The sequence below is a fragment of the Rhodoferax koreense genome, assembly GCF_001955695.1.
GTDB classification, from domain to species: domain Bacteria; phylum Pseudomonadota; class Gammaproteobacteria; order Burkholderiales; family Burkholderiaceae_C; genus Rhodoferax_B; species Rhodoferax_B koreensis.
Window position 1 is genome coordinate 2,802,721 of sequence record NZ_CP019236.1, and the last position, 20,793, is coordinate 2,823,513.

Below are 20,793 nucleotides of genomic sequence, written 5' to 3' on the forward strand. Positions count from 1 at the left end.
AATGCAGCGGCTTCGACCAGCTCAGCCCGAACGGTGGCGGAGTGGGCGGCAGTTATTGCACGGTGAAAGGCACGCCAGGCAGTTCGGTGACGAGTTCGGGCAGGTCCTGGCCCGTCCACTTCTTGCTGATGGCGTTGAGTTCGCCACTGGCCTTGATCTCGTCGATGATCTGGTTGAGGCGTGCGTTGAACTCCTTCTGACCCGGCTTCATGGCGACACCCATGTATTGCCGGTTGATCACCACCTTCTGCTCGAAGGTGCTGTCGGGCATGGCCTTCTTGATGTTGAGCAGGTAGGTGTTGTTGCCGCCGATCACGTCCACCTGGCCGGCCAGCAGGGCCTGCACCACGGCGGCGTCGTCGTCGAAGCGCTGGATCGTGGCACCGGCGGGGGCCGCCTGGGTGATGGCCGTGTCCTGTGCGGCGGCGCGCGTCACGCCGATCTTCTTGCCCGCCAGGTCTTCGAGCTTGCTGATGTTGTCGGCCTTCTTGGCGATCACGATGATGCTGAGCGCGGCATACGGCTTGGTGAACTGCACCACCTTGGCGCGGTCGGGATACATGCCCATGGTCGCGGCCAGCACGTCGACCTTGCCGGTCATCACCTGGGCGATGCGCGCGGCCACGTTCATCGACACCAGTTCGACCTTCACGCCGAGTTTCTTGCCGATGAGCTCGGCCACGTCCACGTCGTAGCCGACGTTCTTGCCCGAGGCGTCGACGAAACCCCATGGCGGCAGCTCGGACAGGACGCCGACGCGGATGGTGCCGCGTTTCTTGATGTCGTCCAGCGCGTCGGCATGCGCCGAGAACACCGGGGCCAGGGCCAGGATCGCGGCGCCGACGACGGTGCGGCGGTTGAGCTTGAAGGTCATGTCTGTCTCCATGAGGTGGTTGGGGAATCGTTGGAACTAGCGGGCGCTGCCCGCCAGGCGTTTTTCAAGGCGCCGGCCGCATACCGACAGCGGCCAGCACAACAGGAAATAGATGCCGCCGACGATGGCGTAGACCAGGAGCGGCTTGTAGGTGAGGTTGGACACGATGGAGCCGGTGCGGGCCAGCTCGGTGAAGCCGATGATGGCCGCCAGCGACGTACCCTTGAGCAACTGCACCAGGAAACCCACGGTGGCGGGCAGCGACACCTTGAAGGCCTGCGGCAGGATCACGCTCGTCATGCGCGGCCACCAGTGGATGCCCAGCGCCTTGGCGGCTTCGGTCTGGCCGCCGGGCAGCGACTCGATGCCGCCGCGCCAGATCTCGCCGAGGAAGGCGCTGGCATGGAAGGTCAGGCCCATGGCCACGGCGGCCCAGGGATTCAGCGGGATGTCGAGCAGGGCGATGCCGTAGTACACGACGAAGAGCTGCATCAGCAGCGGCGTGCCGCGGAAGATTTCGATGAAAGCCCAGGCGCAGCGGCGGATGGCCGCATAGGGCGCGGTGCGCGCCAGCGCGACCAGCAGGCCGCCGATGGCGCCGCCCGCGAAGCCGATGACGGTCAGGATCAGCGTCCACTGCAGACCCTGCATGAACAGGGCGAAATGGGACCAGGTGAGGGTGGTGCTCATGGCTTAACGGTTGGGGTAAGTCAGTGTGGTGCGGTACACCACGTTCGCAATGGCCGACAACAGGATCGACATCACCAGGTACAGCGCGGCCACGGTGAAATACACCTCGAAGCTGCGGAAGGTGGTCGCCTCGATCTGCGCCGCCACGTGGGTGAGCTCGTTGGCGGTGATCGACGAGGCAATGCTCGAGGTCAGCATCAGGAAGATGAACTGGCTGGTGAGCGACGGATAGATGGCGCGCAGGGCGGGCTTCAGGATGATGTAGCGGAACACCTTGAAGCGGCTCAGGCCGAGCGCGAAGCCGGCCTCGAACTGGCCCTTGTTGATCGACTCCAGCCCGCCGCGGATGATCTCGATCGCATACGCACAGCCGTTGACCGTGAGCGCCAGGATGGCCGCGACATTCGGCGACAGACGGATGCCGATGGTCGGCAGGCCGAAGAACAGGATGAAGATCTGCACGAGGAAAGGCGTGTTGCGCACCATCTCCACGAACACCTTGATCGGCACGGCGGCCAGCGAATTTGGCCGCGACTGCAGCAGCATTGCCGGGCCGATGGCCAGCACCAGCGAGAACACGATGGCTGCGGCCGACAGCTGCAGCGTCAGCAGGCAGCCGACGAACAGGTCCCAGGCATGGCTGGTGACGGCGGTGTAGTCGAACTTGTAATCCATGGGCGACTCAATACGTTGCGCGGCCGCCGGAGGCGTCGAAGGTGGCGCCGGTGGTGAAAGAGCATTCCTCGGACGCGAGCCACAGCGCCATGGCGGCGATTTCGTCCACGGTGCCGGCCCGGCCCATCGGGATCTTGGCCAGGTTCTCGGCGCGCTTGGAGGCGGGCATCTGGTCGAGCAGCGCGCTTTCGATCATGGCCGGCGCGATGCAGTTGACCCGCACGTCGACCTTGGCCAGCTCCTTGCCCATGGACTTGGTGAGTGCGATCACCGCGGCCTTGGATGCCGAGTACGCCGACTGCAGCGGGTTGCCTTCCTTGCCCGCGACCGAGGCCATGTTGACGATGCGCCCGTAGCCGTTTTGCACCATGCCGCCGACCACGGCGCGGCTGCACAGGAAGGTGCCGGTCAGGTTGATGGCCATCACCTTGAGCCAGGCATCGAGCGGGTAGTCCTGCACGGTAAGCGTCGGGCCGGTGATGCCGGCGGAATTCACCAGCACGTCGATGCGGCCAAACTTGGCGATGGTGTCGGCGTAGGCGGCTGTGACGGCCGCTTCGCTGGTGATGTCGACCTGCATCGAAGCGATGCCGGCGGTGGCTTGTGCGGCCGTGGGCGCGTTGTCCCACGAACAGACACTGGCACCACTGGCCAGCGCGCGTTGGGCGATGGCCTGGCCGATGCCGCCTGCGCCGCCGGTGATCACGACAATCTTGCCGCCGAGGTCGATCTGGTTCACGGTTGTCTTCTCCAATTCGGTTGGCTGGTGCACGCCGTCTTCGCGGCTTTTCGATTTCGGCGAAGTATAAGCAAGTTTGTGGAAAACATTTCCAATGTGGAAAATATTTTCATTGGAAAGTACACTGGACGCTATCCGAAAATAAGAACCATGAGCACACTCGAACGATCCTTCGGCCTTCTCGAATACCTGGCCCAGCGCCCCGAAGGCGCCAACCTGGCGGCCGTCGCCAAGGACCTGGCCTTGCCGCTGAGCGCCACGCACCGCCTGCTCACCGAGCTCACCCGCTGCGGCTATGTGCGCCAGCAGCGCGACCATGGCCTCTACGCGCTGACCACCAAGATGGCGGCACTGGGCCTGAGTTTCCTCAGCAAGTCGGGCATCGTCGACATCGCTCAGCCGCTGATCGACCGCGTGGCCGACGTGGCCGGCGAGCTGGCCCGCCTGGCCCTGGTCGACGGCGACCGCCTCACCTTCGTGGCCAAGGCGCAGGGCGCGCGTTTCGGCCTGCGCTACGACCCCGATACCGGCATCGACGTCTGCCTGTCCTGCAGCGCGGCTGGCCACGGCTGGTTGATGACGCTGAGCGACGAGGAGGCCATCGCCATCGTCTCGCGCCAGGGTTTCGGCGACCCGAAGGATTTCGGCCCCAACGCGCCCACCACCATCAAGGCGCTGACCAGGATCCTGCAGGCCGACCGCAAGCGTGGCTTCAGCATGATCTCCGACATGTACGCGCCCGGCATGGCTTCCATGGGCGCGCCGGTGCAATTGCCCGGCGAGCCAGCCATCGGCGTGTTGACGCTGGCCGGCCCGATGCTGCGCATGACGGAGGAGCGCATGCTGGCGCTGGGCCCCGAACTGGTCGCCACAGCGAAGGAATTGGCGACGGCCAGTACGGCGTCGCCGATGTTTTCCAGGCATGCGCTGCGCACGGCGGCCTGATCCGCTGCGGAAGAGCCGCTACAGCACCGTCACTTCCACCCGCCGCGCCTCGGCCGCGGGCCCGCCGGCCGTGGTCTGCTCGGGTTTCTTCAACTCGATCCGGTCTTCGTTCACGCCCGCGGCCTTGAGCGCGTCGCGCACGGCCAGGGCGCGCTGCTTGGCGAGTTCCTCGTTCTTCGCCGGGTCGCCCGTGGCGTCGGTGTAGCCGCTCACCACCGCGCGCTTGCCCGCGCTCACGGCGGTGAAGACGTCGGCCAATGCCTGGGTGGCACCGGTGGCGAGTTCGGCCTTGCCGGTGGCGAAATAGAACTTGACCACGCCGCCTTCGACCCGGATCGATGCCGCGTCCGCCGCCACGCTGGCCGCCGGTACTGCGGCCGCCACCGGCTTGCCGCCATGGATCTGCATCACCAGCGGCACGATCAACAGGGCCACGATGTTGATGATCTTGATCAGCGGATTCACGGCGGGGCCGGCGGTGTCCTTGTACGGGTCGCCGACCGTGTCGCCGGTGACGGCTGCCTTGTGGGTTTCCGAACCCTTGCCGCCGTGGTGGCCATCCTCGATGTACTTCTTGGCGTTGTCCCAGGCGCCGCCGCCGGTGCACATCGAGATGGCGACGAACAGGCCGGTGACGATGGTGCCCATCAGCAGGCCGCCCAGCGCCGCGGGGCCGAGCAGCAGGCCGACGACGATCGGCACCACCACGGGCAGCAGCGAGGGGATCATCATCTCGCGGATGGCGGCGCTGGTCAGCATGTCCACGGCGCGGCCGTATTCGGGCTTGCCGGTGCCTTCCATGATGCCCGGGATGTCGCGGAACTGGCGCCGCACCTCGACCACCACCGCGCCGGCCGCGCGGCCCACGGCTTCCATGGCCATGGCGCCGAAGAGGTAGGGGATCAGCCCGCCGATGAACAGGCCGATGATCACCATCGGGTTGCTCAGGTCGAAGGTGATGGCCTGCCCGTAGGCTTCGAGCTTGTGGGTGTAGTCGGCGAACAGCACCAGCGCGGCCAGGCCGGCCGAGCCGATGGCGTAGCCCTTGGTGACGGCCTTGGTGGTATTGCCCACGGCGTCGAGCGGGTCGGTGACGTCGCGCACGCTGCTGGGCAATTCGGCCATCTCGGCGATGCCGCCGGCGTTGTCGGTGATCGGGCCGTAGGCGTCGAGTGCCACCACGATGCCGGCCATGCTGAGCATGGCGGTGGCCGCCACGGCAATGCCGTACAGGCCGGCCAGCGCGAACGACACCCAGATGGCGATGCACACGAAGATCACCGGCCAGGCGGTGGAGCGCATCGACACGCCGAGCCCGGCGATGATGTTGGTGCCGTGGCCGGTGGTGGAGGCCTGGGCGATGTGCTTCACCGGCGGGTACTGCGTGCCGGTGTAGTACTCGGTGATCCACACCAGTGCGGCCGTCAGCACCAGGCCGACGGCGCAGGCGCCGAACAGCCGCAGCTGGCTGCCGCTGGCGCGCACGGCGTCGTCCGGCATGAGCCAGGTGGTGACGAAGTAGAACGCGATCAGCGACAGGACGCCCGCCACGGCCAGGCCCTTGTACAGCGCGGGCATCACGTTCTTCATGCCCGGCGAGGCCTTGACGAAGAAGCAGCCGATGATGGAGGCGACGATGGAGACCGCACCCAGCGCCAGCGGATACACCACGGCATGCGTGCCCGCGCCGGCCAGCAGCAGCGAGCCGAGCACCATGGTGGCGATCAGCGTCACGGCATAGGTTTCGAACAGGTCGGCGGCCATGCCGGCGCAGTCGCCCACGTTGTCGCCCACGTTGTCGGCGATCACGGCCGGGTTGCGCGGGTCGTCCTCGGGGATGCCGGCTTCGACCTTGCCCACCAGGTCGGCGCCCACGTCGGCCCCCTTGGTGAAGATGCCGCCGCCCAGGCGCGCGAAGATCGAGATCAGCGAGGAACCGAAGGCGAAGCCGATCAGCGGGTTCAGCAGCACGCTCATGGGCCGTTCGGCCGTGGGGCCGCTGCCCACCAGGAACCAGTAGAAGCCGGTCACGCCGAGCAGGCCGAGGCCCACCACCAGCATGCCGGTGATGGCGCCACCGCGAAAGGCCACGTCCAGCGCCGGGCCGATGCCACGGGTGGCCGCCTGCGCGGTGCGCACGTTGGCGCGCACCGACACGTTCATGCCGATGAAGCCACAGGCGCCCGACAACACCGCGCCGATGACGAAGCCCACCGCCGTGACCGCATTCAGGAAGATGCCCATCAGCACCGTGAGCACGATGCCGACCACGGCGATGGTCTTGTACTGCCGGGCCAGGTAGGCCGCGGCGCCGGTCTGGATCGCGGCCGAGATCTCCTGCATGCGGGCGTTGCCCGCGTCCTGGGAAAGGATCCAGCTGCGCGCCCAAAAGCCGTAAGCCACGGCGATCAGCCCGCAGACGAGCGCAAGAATCAGCGCTGAGTTGCCAGTCATAGATGTGTCTCCAGTGTTGTTTCGCGGGAACGAGCGCCACGCAAACGGCACTCCCGTTGCGTTGCTTCCTCGTGCTCCCGCGCCACTTGGAGTGACGGAGACGAATGGCCAACAGCGGCAATATATGCGCAAACCGCGCGCGGCGTCACCTCGCGGCTCGCCCGCGGGCGTGGCATCGGCGCAAAACCAGGGTTTGTCCTCATGGGGCGTCAGGGGCGCGTCAAGCTGTGAGGCAAAATCGGGGGCTGATTCCGCCGAACCATCATTCATCCGGATTCGACACCGCAGATTCATTCAACTACAGCAAAGCAGAACCACCATGTCGCTGAACCAAGTTTCCCCCGGTAAAAACGCGCCCGACGCCTTCAACGTGGTCATCGAGATTCCGATGAATGCCGACCCGATCAAGTACGAGGTGGACAAGGAGTCCGGCGCGATCTTCGTCGACCGCTTCATGACCACGGCGATGCACTACCCGACCAACTACGGCTACGTGCCGCAGACCCTGTCGGGCGACGGCGATCCGGTCGACGTGCTGGTGATCACGCCTTACCCGCTGTTTCCCGGCGTGGTGGTGACCTGCCGACCGATCGGCATCCTGATGATGGAGGACGAAGCCGGCATCGACGGCAAGGTGCTGGCCGTGCCCACCGACAAGATCCTGCCGATCTACACCCACTGGCAGAAGATCGAGGACGTGAACCAGATGCGCCTGAAGGCCATCACCCACTTCTTCGAGCACTACAAGGACCTCGAAAAGGGCAAATGGGTCAAAGTGCTGGGCTGGGAAGGCATCGACGCGGCCAAGAAGGAAATCATGGACGGCATCGCCAACTACAAGAAGTAAAGGCTGGGAACACCTCCAGGTCGCGCACTGACGTGTCGCTGCCACGCCCCGCTTCGACAAGCTCAGGACAGGCTTGCAGGGGGCACAACCAGCGGCCGGGCGAAGGCTCTCCTGAGCTTGTCGAAGGGCCCGTTCCGCGGTGGTCCTGGAATGGGTCGGGCTGATCCACCACCGTCCGTGCTGAGCTTGTCGAAGCACTCATCCAGACCCTTGTGAACCAGACCGTCATCTCCTCCCTCCTGCCCGTGATCCTGCTGATCGCCCTCGGGCTGGTCGTGGGCAAGCGCGGCTGGATTCGTGACACCTCGGTCAAGGATCTGGCCAACCTGGTGTTCCTGGTGCTGTCGCCGGCGCTGCTGTTCCATGCCATGAGCACGGTCAAGGTCGAGCAACTGAGCCTGTGGCCCGTGGCTTCGTACTTTCTGGGCGCAGGTGTGATTTTCGGTGGCACGCTGCTGGTGATGGGTTTCGACCGCACGAGCGTGGTCACGGCCATCGCCAATACCTACAGCAACACCGCGATGATCGGGATCCCGCTGGTCGGCCTGGCCTACGGGCCGGCGGGCATGGTCACGCTGCTGACCCTGGTGTCGCTGCATTCGCTGGTGCTGCTCACGCTGGCCACCGTGGCGGTGGAACTGGCACTCGCGCGTGAACAGGCCGCGAGCGGGCAGGGCACGCGACGTCACATTGTCGCCGTGGTCGGCCGGGCGGTGCGCAATGCCGTGATCCATCCGGTGCCGATCCCGATCATCGTCGGCCTGCTATGGGCACAGACCGGCTGGCAGATGCCGGAAGTCATCGATAAGCCGATCCAGTGGCTGGGCCAGGCCTTCGGGCCGCTAGCGCTGGTGATGGTCGGCGTCACTTTGGCGCATACCCGCGTCGGCACGCACTTCAAGGGTGCATTGCTGCTGGCCGTGGTGAAGAACCTGCTGCACCCGGTGCTGGTGTTCGGCATCGGGCGGCTGCTCGGCCTGTCGGGCTTGCCGCTCACGGTGATGGTGGTGGCCGCCGCCTTGCCGATGGGCGCCAACGTGTTCCTGTTCTCGCAGCGCTACAAGGCCGCCGAAGACCTGATCACCGCCGCCGTGGCGGTATCCACCGGCATCGGCATCGCCACGCTGTCGCTTATCATGCTGTGGATGGGCTGATCCGCCCGGATCACGGCGCGAGCCGCTCGCGCAGCCAGCCGCCTTTCGCGTCGCGGCTGTAGCGCAGGCGGTCGTGCAGCCGGCTTTTGCGGCCCTGCCAGAACTCCCAACGCTCCGGCACGAGCCGATAGCCGCCCCAGTGCGGCGGCCGCGGCGGGTTCAGCAGGAACTGCGCGCCGTATTTGGCGGCATTGGCCACCAGCACGCCGCGGCCCGAGATCACCTCGCTCTGCGGGCTGGCCCAGGCACCCAGTCGTGAATCCAGCGGCCGGCTCTTGTAGTAGGCGTCGCTCTCGGCGTCGCTGACCTTCTCGACCACGCCTTCGATGCGCACCACCCGTTCCAGTTCCACCCAGTGGAACTGCAGGGCGGCGAAGGGGTTGCCGGCCAGTTCCCGGCCCTTGCGGCTTTCGTAGTTCGTGTACCAGACGATGCCACGCTCGTCGTAGCCCTTGATCAGCACGATGCGCGTCGATGGCCGCAGATCGCTGCCGACGGTGGCCAGCGTCATGGCGTTCGGCTCGGGCAACTGCGCCGAGAGCGCTTCGCCGAGCCAGAGGCCGAATTGGGCCAGCGGCAAGGGATTCGACGCGTTTTCGTCGAGTTCGGCGCGTTCATAGCTTTTTCGCAGATCGGCAAGCTGGGTTGAATTTGGGGTCGTCGGGGAGGGTGGTGTGGCGCTCATGGCATGCATTGTGCAACCGGGCGCGGTATGGATGCACAATCGGCTTGGCACAACCCATTCTGGAGTCCGCGCATCGAACCGATCTCCGTCTTCTCGAACCTCGAGGATCGCCTGTTGCCCGTCGTCATCGTGCTGGCGGCGGGCCGCGGCGAGCGGTTTGCCGCGTCCGGTGGACAGGTCCACAAGCTCGAGGCGCCGCTGGCCGGCAAGCGGGTGCGCGACCACACCCTCGCGGCCGTGCGGGCCAGCGGACTGCCGTGGTGGATGGTCAAGGCCGCGCCGGGCCTGCGCGGCATGGGCGACTCGATCCGCGCGGGGGTGCTGGCCACGCAGCACGCGCCGGGCTGGCTGATGCTGCCGGCGGACCTGCCGCTGGTGCGCCCGGCGAGCCTGCTGGCCGTGGCCCAGGCGCTGACCCACGCGCCGGTGGTGGTGCCGCATTGCGACGGCCAACGCGGCCATCCGGTGGGGTTCGACGCGAGCTGCATGCACGCCTTGCTCGATCTCGAAGGCAAGGAAGGCGCGGCGCGCATCGTGCAGGCCCAGCGCGAGCGGGACATGGTGGTCGACCTGGCGCTGAACGACATCGGCGTGATCACCGACATCGACACCGTGGACGACCTCTGCGCCGCCGAGCAACTGCTGACGCGCCGCCTCGCGGCCTACGGCTGACCGGGCGCGTTCAGCCAGCCGTCGGCGAGAGTTTGAGCAGCCGCTCCAGTGCGCGGTCGTGGATGTTGTGCTGCAGCAGGCCGTCGAAGGTGTTGCGTGCGTATTCCAGCGAGGTGCCGTAGCGCCCGCACGATTCGGAGAACACCCGCCGTACCTGCGCTTCGGTGAGTTCCCGCGTGTAGTTCGGACTGCGCCGGGACAGCGTGAAGGCGAGCGCGCTGACCGCGCCCTCGTCCGTCTGGCAGCGCAGCCATTTGGGGTCGTAAACGCCGGTGGCCATCTCGCGCTGCCAAAGCCGCGGGAGGGCTTCGGCGACATCATGGCGGGGGATGCGGAACACCACCCCCTGGCAACTGCCGCCAGAGAGCAGGGCGAACACCAGGCCGGGGCAGTCCGGCGTACCACGGTTGATGCGGCTCCACATCTTCAGCGAACGGTGCCAGCCGTGCACCTTGGCACGGCGCTGTTCGATGAAATCGAATTCGGGCCGCCAGATCAGCGAGGCGTAGCCGAACACCCACAGGTCCGACTCGCCGCCCCAGCGCAATTTGGCGAGTTCCAGCATGCGTTGTGGGCACCGCGTGCCGTCGGGGGCCGCCGCGGCCGCTGGGTGGGGGCTGGGAGAAAGCGAAACGGCGGGGGCGGCAATTTCCGTCATGCGAGCACTCTACAATCGCGACAAATTTTTTTGGAGTACAAATTATGTTTTCACAAGACGAAGATGACAACCAGCGCGTTGCTTTGGGGCTCGTATTCGGTATTTTGTTGCTGGTTGTTGCATCCGTTATCGGAATAGGCATCTACAAGTCGCGTCCCGTGACCAAGGCGCCGCCGGCCGTGGTGAGCGTCAGCGTGCCTGTTGCCGTGGCCGTGGTCGACCCGGAAGCCGCCAGCATCAAGGTCGAGAACGGCGTGGTCACTTTCTATTTCGCCAGCGGCAAGGCTGATCTGGCGCCCGGCGCGAACGAGGCCCTGGCCGAAGTCGTGAAGGCGATCGCCGCCGGCAAGCAGGCTTCGATCAGCGGCTACCACGACGCCACGGGCGACGCGGCGCTGAACGCCGAGCTCTCCAAGCAGCGTGCCATCGCGGTGCGCGACGCGATCAAGGCGCTTGGCGCCGCCGAGGAAAAGCTCGAACTCAGCAAACCCGAACAGACCCAGGCCGGCGGCAGCAATGCTGAAGCCCGTCGCGTCGAAGTCACGGTGCATTGAGCCGGTCGGCGCCATCTCCGAAGCCCGGTTCGCCGGGCTTTTTTCATGGTCGCGCGGCGGCTGCCTTTGTGCTTTTGGTAACCCACTGGTAACCCGAACCCGCGCCATGGTCATGGTTCAGGAGTACCATCGCGTCGTTGTAATTAAGTTACCAAAAATGCGATGAAACTCCACGAGACAGTTACGGCGGTCACCGAACGCATCCGTGCCCGCAGCGCCGAGAGCCGCTCTGCCTACCTGGCTCGCCTCGATGCCATGGCAGGCCGCCAGCCCGGCGCCGAGCGCATGGGCTGCGCCAACGTCGCGCATGCCTTCGCCGGCATGCCTTCGAACGACAAGTTCAAGGTGGTGGCCGAGAAGGCGCCCAACATCGGCATCGTCACGGCCTACAACGACATGTTGTCCGCGCACACGCCGATGCAGGCCTATCCGGACCTGATCAAGGCCGAGGCGCGCAAGCTCGGCGCCACGGCCCAGGTAGCCGGTGGTGTGCCGGCGATGTGCGACGGCGTCACACAAGGCACGCCGGGCATGGAGCTCAGCCTGTTCAGCCGCGATGTGATCGCCATGGCCACGGCGGTGGCCCTGAGCCACGACGTGTTCGACGCCGCGCTGATGCTCGGCGTGTGCGACAAGATCGTGCCGGGCCTGCTGATCGGCGCGCTGCAGTTCGGCCACCTGCCGACGGTCTTCGTGCCGGCCGGGCCGATGCCGTCCGGCCTGTCGAACAACGCCAAATCAAAGGTCCGCGAGCAGGCGGCGCAGGGCCTGGTCGGTCGGCCCGAACTGCTCGAGGCCGAATCCGCGGCCTACCACTCGGCCGGCACCTGCACCTTCTACGGCACGGCCAACAGCAACCAGATGCTGCTCGAGGCCATGGGCCTGCACGTGCCCGGCACGGCCTTCGTGGCGCCCGGTGGTGCGCTGCGCGATGAGTTGACGCGCGAGGCGGCGCGCACCGTGCTCGGCATTACCTATAAAAAGCGCTTCGCACCGATCGGCCGCGTGGTGGACGAACGCGCCATCGTCAACGCCATGGTGGCGCTGCTGGCCACCGGCGGCTCGACGAACCACCTGATCCATTGGGTGGCCGTGGCGCATTCGGCGGGCATCGTCATCGACTGGGACGACTTCAGCGCACTCTCCGACGTGGTGCCGACGCTGGCCAAGGTCTACCCCAACGGCAGTGCCGATGTGAACCAGTTCCAGGCCGCGGGCGGCACCGGCTACATCATCCGCGAGCTGCTCGACGCCGGCTTCATGCACGAAGACGTGATCACCGTGCGCCCCGGCGGCCTGCGCGAATTCACGGCCGAGCCGGCGCTGGTCGGCGATGTACTGCGCTGGGAAGTGGCCGGCGCATCGAAGGACGAGGGCATCGTGCGCCCTGCCGGCGCGCCGTTCAGCGCCACCGGCGGCCTGAAGCTGCTGCAGGGCAACCTGGGCCGCAGCGTGATCAAGGTCTCGGCCGTGCCTGAAGACCGGCACGTGATCGAGGCGCCAGCGCGGGTCTTCGATTCGCAGGAGGCGCTGCATGTGGCCTTCAATGCCGGCGAACTCAACCGCGACGTGGTGTGCGTGGTGCGCTGGCAGGGCCCGCAGGCCAACGGCATGCCCGAGCTGCACAAGCTCACGCCGCCGCTGGCCGTGCTGCAGGGCAAGGGCTACAAGGTGGCGCTGGTCACCGACGGCCGCATGAGTGGTGCCTCGGGCAAGGTGCCGGCCGCGATCCACGTGTCGCCCGAAGCCGTGGCCGGCGGCCCGCTGGCGAAAATCGTGGACGGCGATCTGGTCCGGCTGGACGCCGTGGCTGGCACACTCCAGGCCCTGGTGGCCGACGACGTGTGGGCAGAGCGCCCCTTCGCCACCATTCCCGAATCCCAGCGCGCCGCAAATGCGGTCGGCATGGGGCGCGAACTATTCACCGGCATGCGACGCAGTGCCAAGACCGCAGAAGAAGGAGCACTTTCATGGATGTAATCAAGAGCACAACGGCCGCCAGCCACTGGACCGCGTTGCAGGTGATGCAGGACGCACCGGTGATCCCGGTGATCGTGCTGAACGACGTGGCCCATGCCGTGCCACTGGCGCGTGCGCTGGTGGCCGGCGGCATCCGCATGCTCGAGGTCACGCTGCGCACCCCGCAGGCGCTGGCCTGCATCGAGCGCATCGCCCGTGAGGTGCCCGAAGCCGTGGTCGGTGCCGGCACCATCCGCAATGCCGCCGACGCCCAGGCCTCGGCCAAGGCCGGCGCCTTGTTCGGCGTGAGCCCGGGCTACACCCGCGGCGTCGGCCAGGCCTGCCGTGATGCCGGCCTGGCCTTGCTGCCCGGCGTGGCGACGGGCAGCGAAATCATGATGGCGCAGGAGGACGGGTTCACCGAACTCAAGTTCTTCCCGGCGATGCAGGCCGGCGGCCCGGCCATGCTCAAGGCCTGGAGCGGCCCGTTCTTCGACGTGAAGTTCTGCCCCACCGGCGGCGTGACGCTGCAAAACGCGCCCGAATTCCTGGCGTTGCCCAACGTCGTCTGTGTCGGCGGTTCGTGGATCGTGCCGGCCGACGCGATCAAGGCTGGCGACTGGGGCCGCATCACGCAGCTCGCGCGCGACACGGCCGGCCTGAAGAAACCCGGCTGACGCCGCCGGCCCGGCGTTTCACTGCACGGTGCCCTTGCAGCCCGGCGCGGCCGGGGTGCCCGGCGCACACAGTCCGCGGCCGAGCCAGACCTCGTAGGTGTCGGTCGTCGGCCGGGCATTGCGCAGGGTGCTGAGCCGGGCGGGCTGCCCCCCGAGTTCGCCGACCGCACGCGAAATCCAGCGCGCGAAGCCCTGGTCGCTCTTGCCCTGGGCACGCACTTCCGTGGCCGCCGGCGCGCGCTCGCCCACCATCTCGATGCCGGGGACCTGGTAGCCAAACTTGCGCAGCCGGGCGGCAAGGGCTTCGGCCAGCGGACGCTGAACTTCGTCGGCGATCTGCAGATAGGCCACAGGCTGCCGATCTGCGGCCTGGTTCAGCAGCAGTTGCACGCGAGCCGCCTGCGCGCGCGTGGTTTCGCCCAGGGGCCGGGTGGCCGCGAGCAAGGCTTCCACGCCGGCGCGTTCCACCGTCAGCGTACCGGGGCTTGCACTCTGCAGCAGCACCAGGGTGTTGACGATGCCCGATGACGCCGCGTTGTCCAGCGGCGTGCCGGCCTGCAGCAGGCCGAGGGCCTTGTCCAGCGCCAGCGGTACCGCGTCGGACAGCGCGGGCGCGTCCACGATCAGGCCGGTGGTGGCGGAAACCCGCTGGTCCCGGTCGCGGCCGAAGATGGCGTCGACCCGGTCGGCCAGGGCGGCGAGCCGGGCGGGCTCTGGAGCCGGATGCGGTGGTGCAGCGACGGTGAGCGGCTTGGTGGCGGCGGTCTTCGGCACCCTGTCGATGGCGCTTGGCGCAGCGGCCGGCCTGCGGGCCACGGCCTGGCTTTCGGCCGGGTCGGGCGCGAGTGCCTTGATCTGTTTTTCAGCGTCGGCGCGCAGGCTCGCATCCAGCGGCGCCTGTTTCAGCAGCAGCGCCCGTTTGAATGCGGCAAGCGCGTCGTCCGGGCGGCCGTTCTGCACGTAGACGTGTGCCAGGTAGTACTGTGCGCGCGCGTGGCCGGGTTGCAGTTCCAGCGTGCTCAGGTATTCGTTGAGCGCGCCCACGAGCGCGGGTTCCTTGGCGAACTGGTGCGCGAGCCCGGCGCGGAAATGGCGGTCGGCTTCGATCCGTTGCAGTTCGGATTGGCGCTGCTGCCATGACCACCAGCCGCCCGCCGTCAGCAGGGCCACGGCCAGCGCGATGGCGCCGCGCGACCACCGACGCCTGGTCCATGCGCGCGTCTGAGGCGCGAAGGTCCGCGACGCCTGCGCCTGCCCGAGGTGCCGGCGAATTTCGTCGAGCAGCTGTCTGAAGGCTTCGTCGTCGAGGTCGCCATCCCAGTCGATCAGGTCGAGCGTATGGCTCTGGCCGAAGCCCAGCGGCAGGTCGACGGCCGCGATGCGCAGTGGCAGCAGCTTGCCGGCACGCAGGGCCCGGCCGCATTCGTCGCGCACGAAGGCCGAGCGCACCGACTCGGCCGACCAAAGTCCGATCACCACCCGCGCGGTCTGCAGCCGGCTTTCGATCTCCTGCGCGAATTCCGAGCCGGCGGCCAGATGCCTGTCCCACCACACTTTGACGCCTTGCGCCTGCAGGGCTTCGGCCAGCCGCCGCGCGGTGGGCCGGTCGTCGTGGGCGTAGCTCAGGAAAACGTCGGCGATGTCGCTCATGGCATCAACCCGCGGCCATGGCCTCCAGCGAGCTCAGCAGGTCGTCGGCGGCCCTGGCGTCCGGCGCTCCGGCCTGTGCCCGGTAGGGGCCGAGCACGAACCGCGCCTGCGCGTACACCGAGGCCCACATGGCCGGCGCGCTCACACGGGTCTTCAGGTCCTGCAGGTCGTGCCGTAGCGCATCGGCAGCTTCGACCAGCGTCCGGTCGGTCAGCGCCTGCAGCAGCCGCAGTTCTATGCCGCCGACCACGCTCCAGAAATCCGGCCGCCGTTCAGCGGCATCCTGGAGCGCGGCGCGGACCTGCGTCAGCCGGTCGGCCGCGATCCGGGCCGGCCGGCCTTCGAGCAGGGCCAACCGAAGTGCGCCCGCCATGCCATTGAGTGCCGCGTAAAAGCCGGCATTTCCCGGTGCGGCCGTGGTTTCGGCCAGGCCGTAGTGCCTGACCATCTCGCGCAGGGCCTTGATTTCAGCTTGGGTGTCGCGTTCTCGGTTGGCGACCATGGCCTGCCGCTTGCAGGCCGAGCCGAGCAGGTTGTGCCGCTCGGGCGTGGGCTGCAGTGCGGCGAGTTGCTGCAGCCGGTGCAGGGCCTCGGCGATGTCCTTGCGCGCGGTGTCGAGATCCACACTGAGTTCGCCGCGCCGCGCGAGCAGGTTGCCCAGTTGCTCCGCGGCGCGCAGCGAGGCGCTGCCGTCGTGCGCGGCCAGGGCCCGGCGGTACCAGGCGATGGCCTGGTCCAGGTCCTGCGCCTCGGCGAAGGCCAAGCCGAAGGATTCGGCCACGGCACCCATGCTGCTCCAGTCGAGCCCATCCTCCAAGCTGGCCTCGCCGCCGTGGCGCTGGGCGAGGAAGGCCACCTTGCCGTGCTGCAGCGCCGGGTCGCCACCGCCGAAACGCATGCGCACCACCAGGTTCTCGAGCGCCAGCGTCAGCGCCACCGGCGAGGACACGCCGGCGAATTCCTCGGCCAGGCTCGGCGGCGCACGCGGGGTGTCGGTGCCGGCATCGCTGCGGCGCCAGGTCCAGCCAGGATCGCCATAACACTGGTAGGCGGCCCAGGTGCTGCCTTGTGGATTGGCGCGCCAGGCGGCGCTGCGCGCGGCGGCCACGGCGTCGATGAACCGTTCGCCGCGCAGCAGCACCTCGTAGAACGTGGTGGCGAAGATTTCGGCCGGGCCGTCCTCCACGGCCCAGCCGGCGGCGATCACGCAACGGACGCCGACGCCGATCAGCGCCTCGGCGATGTTGGCCGCGAAGCCCGCGCGGTCGAACGGGGCGAGCGCGGTCTCGGCGGTGCGACCGGCGAGATGGCAGCAGTTGAGGAACACCAGCTCGGGCACGACCCGCATGGCCTGGACCTCGGCGGCACCGAGAAAGGCCTGTCCCGAAAGCACCATGCCGCCCGTGTTGCCGGCCTGGGCCAGGGCGCCGTGGCCTGCGAGGTGCAATGCGCGGTACGGATGGGCGAACAGGGCACCGACCACGCTGCGTGCATCGTCGCGGCCGCTGGCCAGCACCGTGAGCCGGTCGGCCGTCAGGCCATTGGCACCGCTGCCGAGCCGTGCCGCCACGGCGAGTGCCTCGGACCGTGCGCCGGGCAGCGCGGGGTACGGCGCGTCGCACAATGGCTCGCCGACGACCAGCACGTGGTCCTCGGTCGTGGCGTCGCTCGGCTGGGCGCGGAACTGCCGGCTGCCCAGCTGCAGCTTGCGCAGCAGCTTGCTGCGGATCGCCCAGGGCAGTGCTTCGCCGGTGCCGTGCCCGCCGCGTTCTTCGCCGGTCTGGCCGGTGTCGAGCAATTCCCAGGGGATGACGGCGGTGCCGGCGTCGAGCTCGATGATCATTTCGCTGGTGCCGCCGAGGAAGGGCTCCATCTCCACCGGCACCAGCAGGTTGAACAGGGTGCGGCCGATCCGGGCGTCGTGCCGGGTGTGGTCGGACGCGGCATGCACCAATTCGCGCAGCAGCGTGCCCTGGGCCTGCAGCGCGCGGACCTCGGTGCGCGCGCGCCGCGTGTCCAGGGTGTAGGCGATGGTGGGCTGGCCGTTCTCGGGCGGGCCGGTCAGCGCGCTGATGAGGTCGTAGGCCGCGCCCCGGTAGCTGGCGTCGAGCGAACGGCGCATCGCGCCCGTGCCCTGGCGCACCGGGCCGGCCACGATGATCTGCCCCGGCGCGGCCGTGGCCTGCACCTGCAGCGAACGCCAGGCCTCGCTGGCGCGGTCGAGAAAGAGTTCGACCAGGATGAGCTGGCGCAACGCCGGTCCGCCGTTCTGCCGCAGCTTGCGCCGTGCGTCGAACGCGCCCTGGGCCACGGCCTGGGCGGCGGCGCCGGCGCTGATGCCGCTGCCGCCGCTGCCGACCAGGGTGGCGGCCATCTCGAATTCCGTGGCCGAGCGTTCCGCCACGCGCTGCGCATAGGCCAGCACCGCCTGGCAGACGCTGTAGGCCAGGTCGGTGGCGCGCAGCCGTCCCTCGTGGCCCAGGCCGGCCACCACCACGGCGTGCGGCCGCGGGAGGTCGAGCAGGTTGTCCGCGGGCCGATGCAGGTTGATGAAGACCTGCTGCGCGCCGGGCGCGTCGGGATACAGGCCGGCGGCGAGCGAACGGCTCATGGCCCGGCCCAGCAGCGCATCGACCACGGCCTCGGTGCCGGTGAGCAACAGCGATCGGTAGTGGCCCACGACCAGCGGCTGGTGCACGAAACGCAGGTCGGCGTTGAGCACGGCCACGCGCAAGGGGGGATCGGCGAGGCCGCCTTCGCGGCGAGGAGACGGGGTGGCTGGCAACGGCGTGCCGAACACGTCCGCGATGTCCGAAGGCGGCTGGCTCGCCTGGGTGCCGCGCGAGGGGCGGCTGGGAACGTGCCGATCGACGGCGCCGCGCGTGGCCGGTGCGGCGTCCGGCAACCGCGGCAGCAACTGCGTCGTGCCCGTCTCCAGCAACTCCAGGTAAGCCGGGAAGGCCGCGGCGACGCCTGGGAGGTCGCCATGCGCCGCATCGACCTGCCAGGCCGCGCCCCCCGGCAGCCGCGCGCTGGCCAGCGTGACACGGCCGTCGCCACCACCGGGCGCATCCAGGTAGGACAGGCCGTCCGCCCCCATGGTGATGCCGTCGGGCGTGAACGGGGCATGGCCGGCGACGAGCAGCATCTTCGCGGCATCGGCGCCAAGCGTCAGGGCCTGCGCGTCCAGCCGCCGGCGCAGCGCCACCGCCTGGTCGAGCACGGGTTGCGGCGGCGCGCCCCATTGGTATGCGGTGAGCTGCAGGCTGGCGTCGTGCCAGAAGCTGCGTTCGCGCAGCCGGGCGAGGTCGTCGTCGGCCAGCTGCTGCCAGGTGGTGGCCAGGTCGAGTCGCAGCGCTGGATCGAGCAGGGCCGCCTGCAGCTGCAGGAAGCCAGGCATGGCCGCCATCACCTCGCGCGCGCCGCGGTTGTCGAACAGGCCGCCGAAGGCCGCCAGCGCATTGCCGAAGTTGTCGTCGCCCGAGAGGACCTGCATCGGTGACCACGATCCCGCGTTGGGCGTGCCGAGCATCAGCAGCCGGGCCCGGGGGTGGGCCATCATGCGTTGCCACGTGGCCGGCCGTTCGAGCTGCATGGTGCGCGCCAGCAGGCCACCCATGGAATGCGCGAGCAGCCGCACCGGCTGGCCGCTGGCCGCACGCGCGTCCAGCGCCGCATCGACCGCCAGTGCCAGGCGGCGTGCCTCGTCTTCGGTGGGACGGCGCCAGTCGTAGCCGAACGCGATCACCTCATGTGTTTCGGCCAGCCTGGCGATCAGGCGGTCGTAGACCTGGCCGACCGGACCGTCGGCCTCCACGTGGCCGGCCGTGGCCGGATCCCAAGCCAGGCTTTTCAAGCCGTTGACGAAACGCAGGGCCAGCCAGATGCGTTCGCCGTCGCGCCTGAGGTTCGAGCCGAGGATGCCGGGCAGCAGGAACACGGCGGGCCTGGCGGCGTCGACACCACGCGGACGCAGGGCCGGGGGCGGGCCGCGGCTGCCTCTGGTGTCCTGCCCGGCCCAGGACAGCGGGCCGATGGTCTTGAAGCCGGCCGGCGAGTTGTCGGCCAGACCCGCCACCACGGCCGCCACCGAAGCTTCGTTCGCGAAATAGGTGAAGTGCGACACGTGGCCGCCGCGCGCGAGTACGAAGCTGGCACCGTCGGCGCGCGGCACGCCGCCGTACATGGACCGCGTCTGCACCACCAGGTCGTTGTCGGTCCAGAAGAAGGCGTCGGACAGCAAGGTCTTCACCCACGTCGCCAGGCTGTCGCCCTGTGTGTCGCCCGCGACCACGCGCAGCGTGCCGGGCACCGGCAGCGGCGTCTGGTTGAGCCAGCGCACCATTGGGTTGTCGGGCATCATGGCTTCCAGGCCGGGCAGCTCGGCCGGGTCGGCGCGACGGCGCGCCACCTCGTACAGGAAGTCGACCAGTTGCGGCGCCACCGGCACATGGGCCAGCTCCAGGCTCCATTTGAGCACCGAGAGATAGGCGTCGAGCCGTTTAGACGCCAGCAGCGTGCCGCGCGCGGGGCAACCCACGCGCAGCACGCGTTCGACGCGGATGCGTTTGCCCCGCGCCAGTTCGACCAGGTGTTGCAGATCGTTGCGCTGCGGTCCGTAGGCCGGCCCCTCGAAAAAGGCCAGATCGGCGGCATCCACCGGCTGCGGCGCGCAGGCCCTGGCCAGCACCTCGCCGACCAGCCCGCCGCGCGAATGCGCGAGCAGGTGCAACCGTGCGCCGTCGGGCAGCGTCCGCACCAACGCCAGTGCATTGGCGATCGGGCTCTGTCCCAGCGTCGCGTGGTCGAAGCCGTACACCTGGCCGGCGTAATGGGCGAACAGCGCCTGCACCTGTTGCGGGTGTTGCGTCCACATCTGGCCGAAGGTGGCGATGGTGTCGACGAAGGTGCCGTGCAGCAGCACCAGCAAGGGGCCTTCCGCCGCGGGGGGCGGCTGGACGCACAGCAGGCCGCTGCCCTTGAGGGAGGCGGGCAGGGCGCCTGGCGACAGCGCGTCCGGCAGGGCATACAGGCCGGTCTCGACCTGGGCGTCCAGCGCGACCGTGATGGCCGCGCCGGCCAGGCCCGCGGCCGCACCCGGCAGGCCGGTGACGATGTCGAAGCCGTGCAGCAGTGCCTGACCGATCATTGTGCGCGCCTGAGGTGCTTCGCCGCGCGTCAGGCCCGACCAGGCCAGTTGCGCCGTCACCTGCACCGGCTGCCGGTCGGCGGCCTTCATCGCGCCGCGCACCAGGCCCTCGGTCTGGGCGCGGAACAGGTCGCGGGCGTTTTCGGGGTGCAGCACCAGCGTCGGGCCGTCGGTCAGGCCCAGCACCACCACGTCTTCGCCGGGGCGGGCGGTTGCGGTGACCCCGGCTTGCGGGCTCTGGACGTTGTCGCGGGAAGCCCCGGGGCCGATCCGCACCGACAGCTTCACCCGGCCGCGGTGCTGTGGGCCTGGCGAACCCCGCGCGGCCGCCACCGGCTGGCCCGGTACGGTGAACCCGATGTCGTGCTGCGCTCGGCTGGCCATGGAAGCCTCCTGTGGCGGACTGGCGGG

16 protein-coding genes are annotated in these 20,793 nt (G+C 68.7%); 7 read left to right on the forward strand and 9 right to left on the reverse strand.

Annotation, left to right across the window (positions count from 1 at the left end; translation table 11 throughout):
- Window positions 1–52: 52 nt before the first annotated feature.
- Genes RD110_RS13090 through RD110_RS13105 form a run of 4 tightly spaced genes read right to left on the reverse strand, consistent with a single transcriptional unit; the run spans window position 53 to window position 2,978 of the window.
- Window positions 53–874 (reverse strand): transporter substrate-binding domain-containing protein, encoded by an 822-nt coding sequence (locus tag RD110_RS13090; RefSeq protein WP_076199893.1) that lies wholly within the window; start codon window positions 872–874, stop codon window positions 53–55.
- Window positions 875–910: 36 nt separating this feature from the next.
- A complete protein-coding gene (locus RD110_RS13095) occupies window positions 911–1,564 on the reverse strand; it encodes an amino acid ABC transporter permease (RefSeq protein ID WP_083686253.1) in 654 nt (217 codons plus the stop codon).
- 3 nt (window positions 1,565–1,567) lie between these two features.
- Window positions 1,568–2,239 (reverse strand): amino acid ABC transporter permease, encoded by a 672-nt coding sequence (locus RD110_RS13100; RefSeq protein WP_076199894.1) that lies wholly within the window; start codon window positions 2,237–2,239, stop codon window positions 1,568–1,570.
- Between the two features lie 7 nt (window positions 2,240–2,246).
- Window positions 2,247–2,978, reverse strand: coding sequence for an SDR family NAD(P)-dependent oxidoreductase (locus RD110_RS13105; protein WP_076204922.1), 732 nt, complete (start codon window positions 2,976–2,978; stop codon window positions 2,247–2,249).
- 150 nt (window positions 2,979–3,128) lie between these two features.
- Here RD110_RS13105 and RD110_RS13110 point away from each other — a divergent pair, with 150 nt between their 5' ends.
- On the forward strand, window positions 3,129–3,923 hold the full coding sequence (locus tag RD110_RS13110) for an IclR family transcriptional regulator (protein WP_076199895.1): 795 nt from the start codon (window positions 3,129–3,131) through the stop codon (window positions 3,921–3,923).
- Between the two features lie 18 nt (window positions 3,924–3,941).
- On the opposite strand, the gene RD110_RS13115 is transcribed toward RD110_RS13110, so the two are convergent.
- Window positions 3,942–6,377: a sodium-translocating pyrophosphatase gene (locus tag RD110_RS13115; RefSeq protein WP_076199896.1), complete on the reverse strand. Its 2,436-nt coding sequence runs from the start codon at window positions 6,375–6,377 to the stop codon at window positions 3,942–3,944.
- Window positions 6,378–6,696: 319 nt separating this feature from the next.
- Here RD110_RS13115 and ppa point away from each other — a divergent pair, with 319 nt between their 5' ends.
- Both ppa and RD110_RS13125 read left to right on the forward strand, forming a co-directional pair.
- On the forward strand, window positions 6,697–7,224 hold the full coding sequence (ppa, locus tag RD110_RS13120; RefSeq protein WP_076199897.1) for an inorganic diphosphatase: 528 nt from the start codon (window positions 6,697–6,699) through the stop codon (window positions 7,222–7,224).
- 212 nt (window positions 7,225–7,436) lie between these two features.
- The gene (locus tag RD110_RS13125) at window positions 7,437–8,378 is read left to right on the forward strand and encodes an AEC family transporter (protein WP_076199898.1); all 942 of its coding nucleotides are present in this window, start codon (window positions 7,437–7,439) and stop codon (window positions 8,376–8,378) included.
- 10 nt (window positions 8,379–8,388) lie between these two features.
- Here RD110_RS13125 and pdxH read toward each other — a convergent pair whose 3' ends face one another.
- Complete coding sequence (gene pdxH / locus RD110_RS13130) at window positions 8,389–9,063, reverse strand: pyridoxamine 5'-phosphate oxidase (RefSeq protein WP_157900175.1); 675 nt, start codon at window positions 9,061–9,063, stop codon at window positions 8,389–8,391.
- Between the two features lie 114 nt (window positions 9,064–9,177).
- On the opposite strand from pdxH, the gene RD110_RS13135 reads away from it, so the two are divergent.
- Window positions 9,178–9,735 carry a nucleotidyltransferase family protein gene (locus RD110_RS13135; RefSeq protein ID WP_239467232.1) on the forward strand — a complete coding sequence of 186 codons (558 nt, stop codon included), beginning with the start codon at window positions 9,178–9,180 and terminating at the stop codon, window positions 9,733–9,735.
- A 10-nt stretch (window positions 9,736–9,745) separates the two neighbouring features.
- Here RD110_RS13135 and RD110_RS13140 read toward each other — a convergent pair whose 3' ends face one another.
- On the reverse strand, window positions 9,746–10,393 hold the full coding sequence (locus RD110_RS13140) for a gamma-glutamylcyclotransferase (RefSeq protein ID WP_157900176.1): 648 nt from the start codon (window positions 10,391–10,393) through the stop codon (window positions 9,746–9,748).
- A 44-nt stretch (window positions 10,394–10,437) separates the two neighbouring features.
- On the opposite strand from RD110_RS13140, the gene RD110_RS13145 reads away from it, so the two are divergent.
- From RD110_RS13145 to eda, 3 genes are all read left to right on the forward strand, one after another.
- Entirely contained in the window at window positions 10,438–10,947 is a 510-nt protein-coding gene (locus RD110_RS13145; RefSeq protein WP_076199901.1) for an OmpA family protein, read from the forward strand.
- Window positions 10,948–11,109: 162 nt separating this feature from the next.
- A complete protein-coding gene (gene edd / locus RD110_RS13150) occupies window positions 11,110–12,927 on the forward strand; it encodes a phosphogluconate dehydratase (protein WP_076199902.1) in 1,818 nt (605 codons plus the stop codon).
- Complete coding sequence (gene eda, locus RD110_RS13155) at window positions 12,918–13,583, forward strand: bifunctional 4-hydroxy-2-oxoglutarate aldolase/2-dehydro-3-deoxy-phosphogluconate aldolase (RefSeq protein WP_076199903.1); 666 nt, start codon at window positions 12,918–12,920, stop codon at window positions 13,581–13,583. The genes edd and eda overlap by 10 nt, the downstream gene beginning before the upstream one ends.
- 18 nt (window positions 13,584–13,601) lie before the next feature.
- Here the strand turns inward: eda and RD110_RS13160 are convergent, their stop codons facing one another.
- Window positions 13,602–15,233 (reverse strand): TIR domain-containing protein, encoded by a 1,632-nt coding sequence (locus tag RD110_RS13160; protein WP_076199904.1) that lies wholly within the window; start codon window positions 15,231–15,233, stop codon window positions 13,602–13,604.
- A 4-nt stretch (window positions 15,234–15,237) separates the two neighbouring features.
- A complete protein-coding gene (locus RD110_RS13165; protein WP_076199905.1) occupies window positions 15,238–20,766 on the reverse strand; it encodes a DUF7379 domain-containing protein in 5,529 nt (1,842 codons plus the stop codon).
- Window positions 20,767–20,793 lie beyond the last annotated feature (27 nt).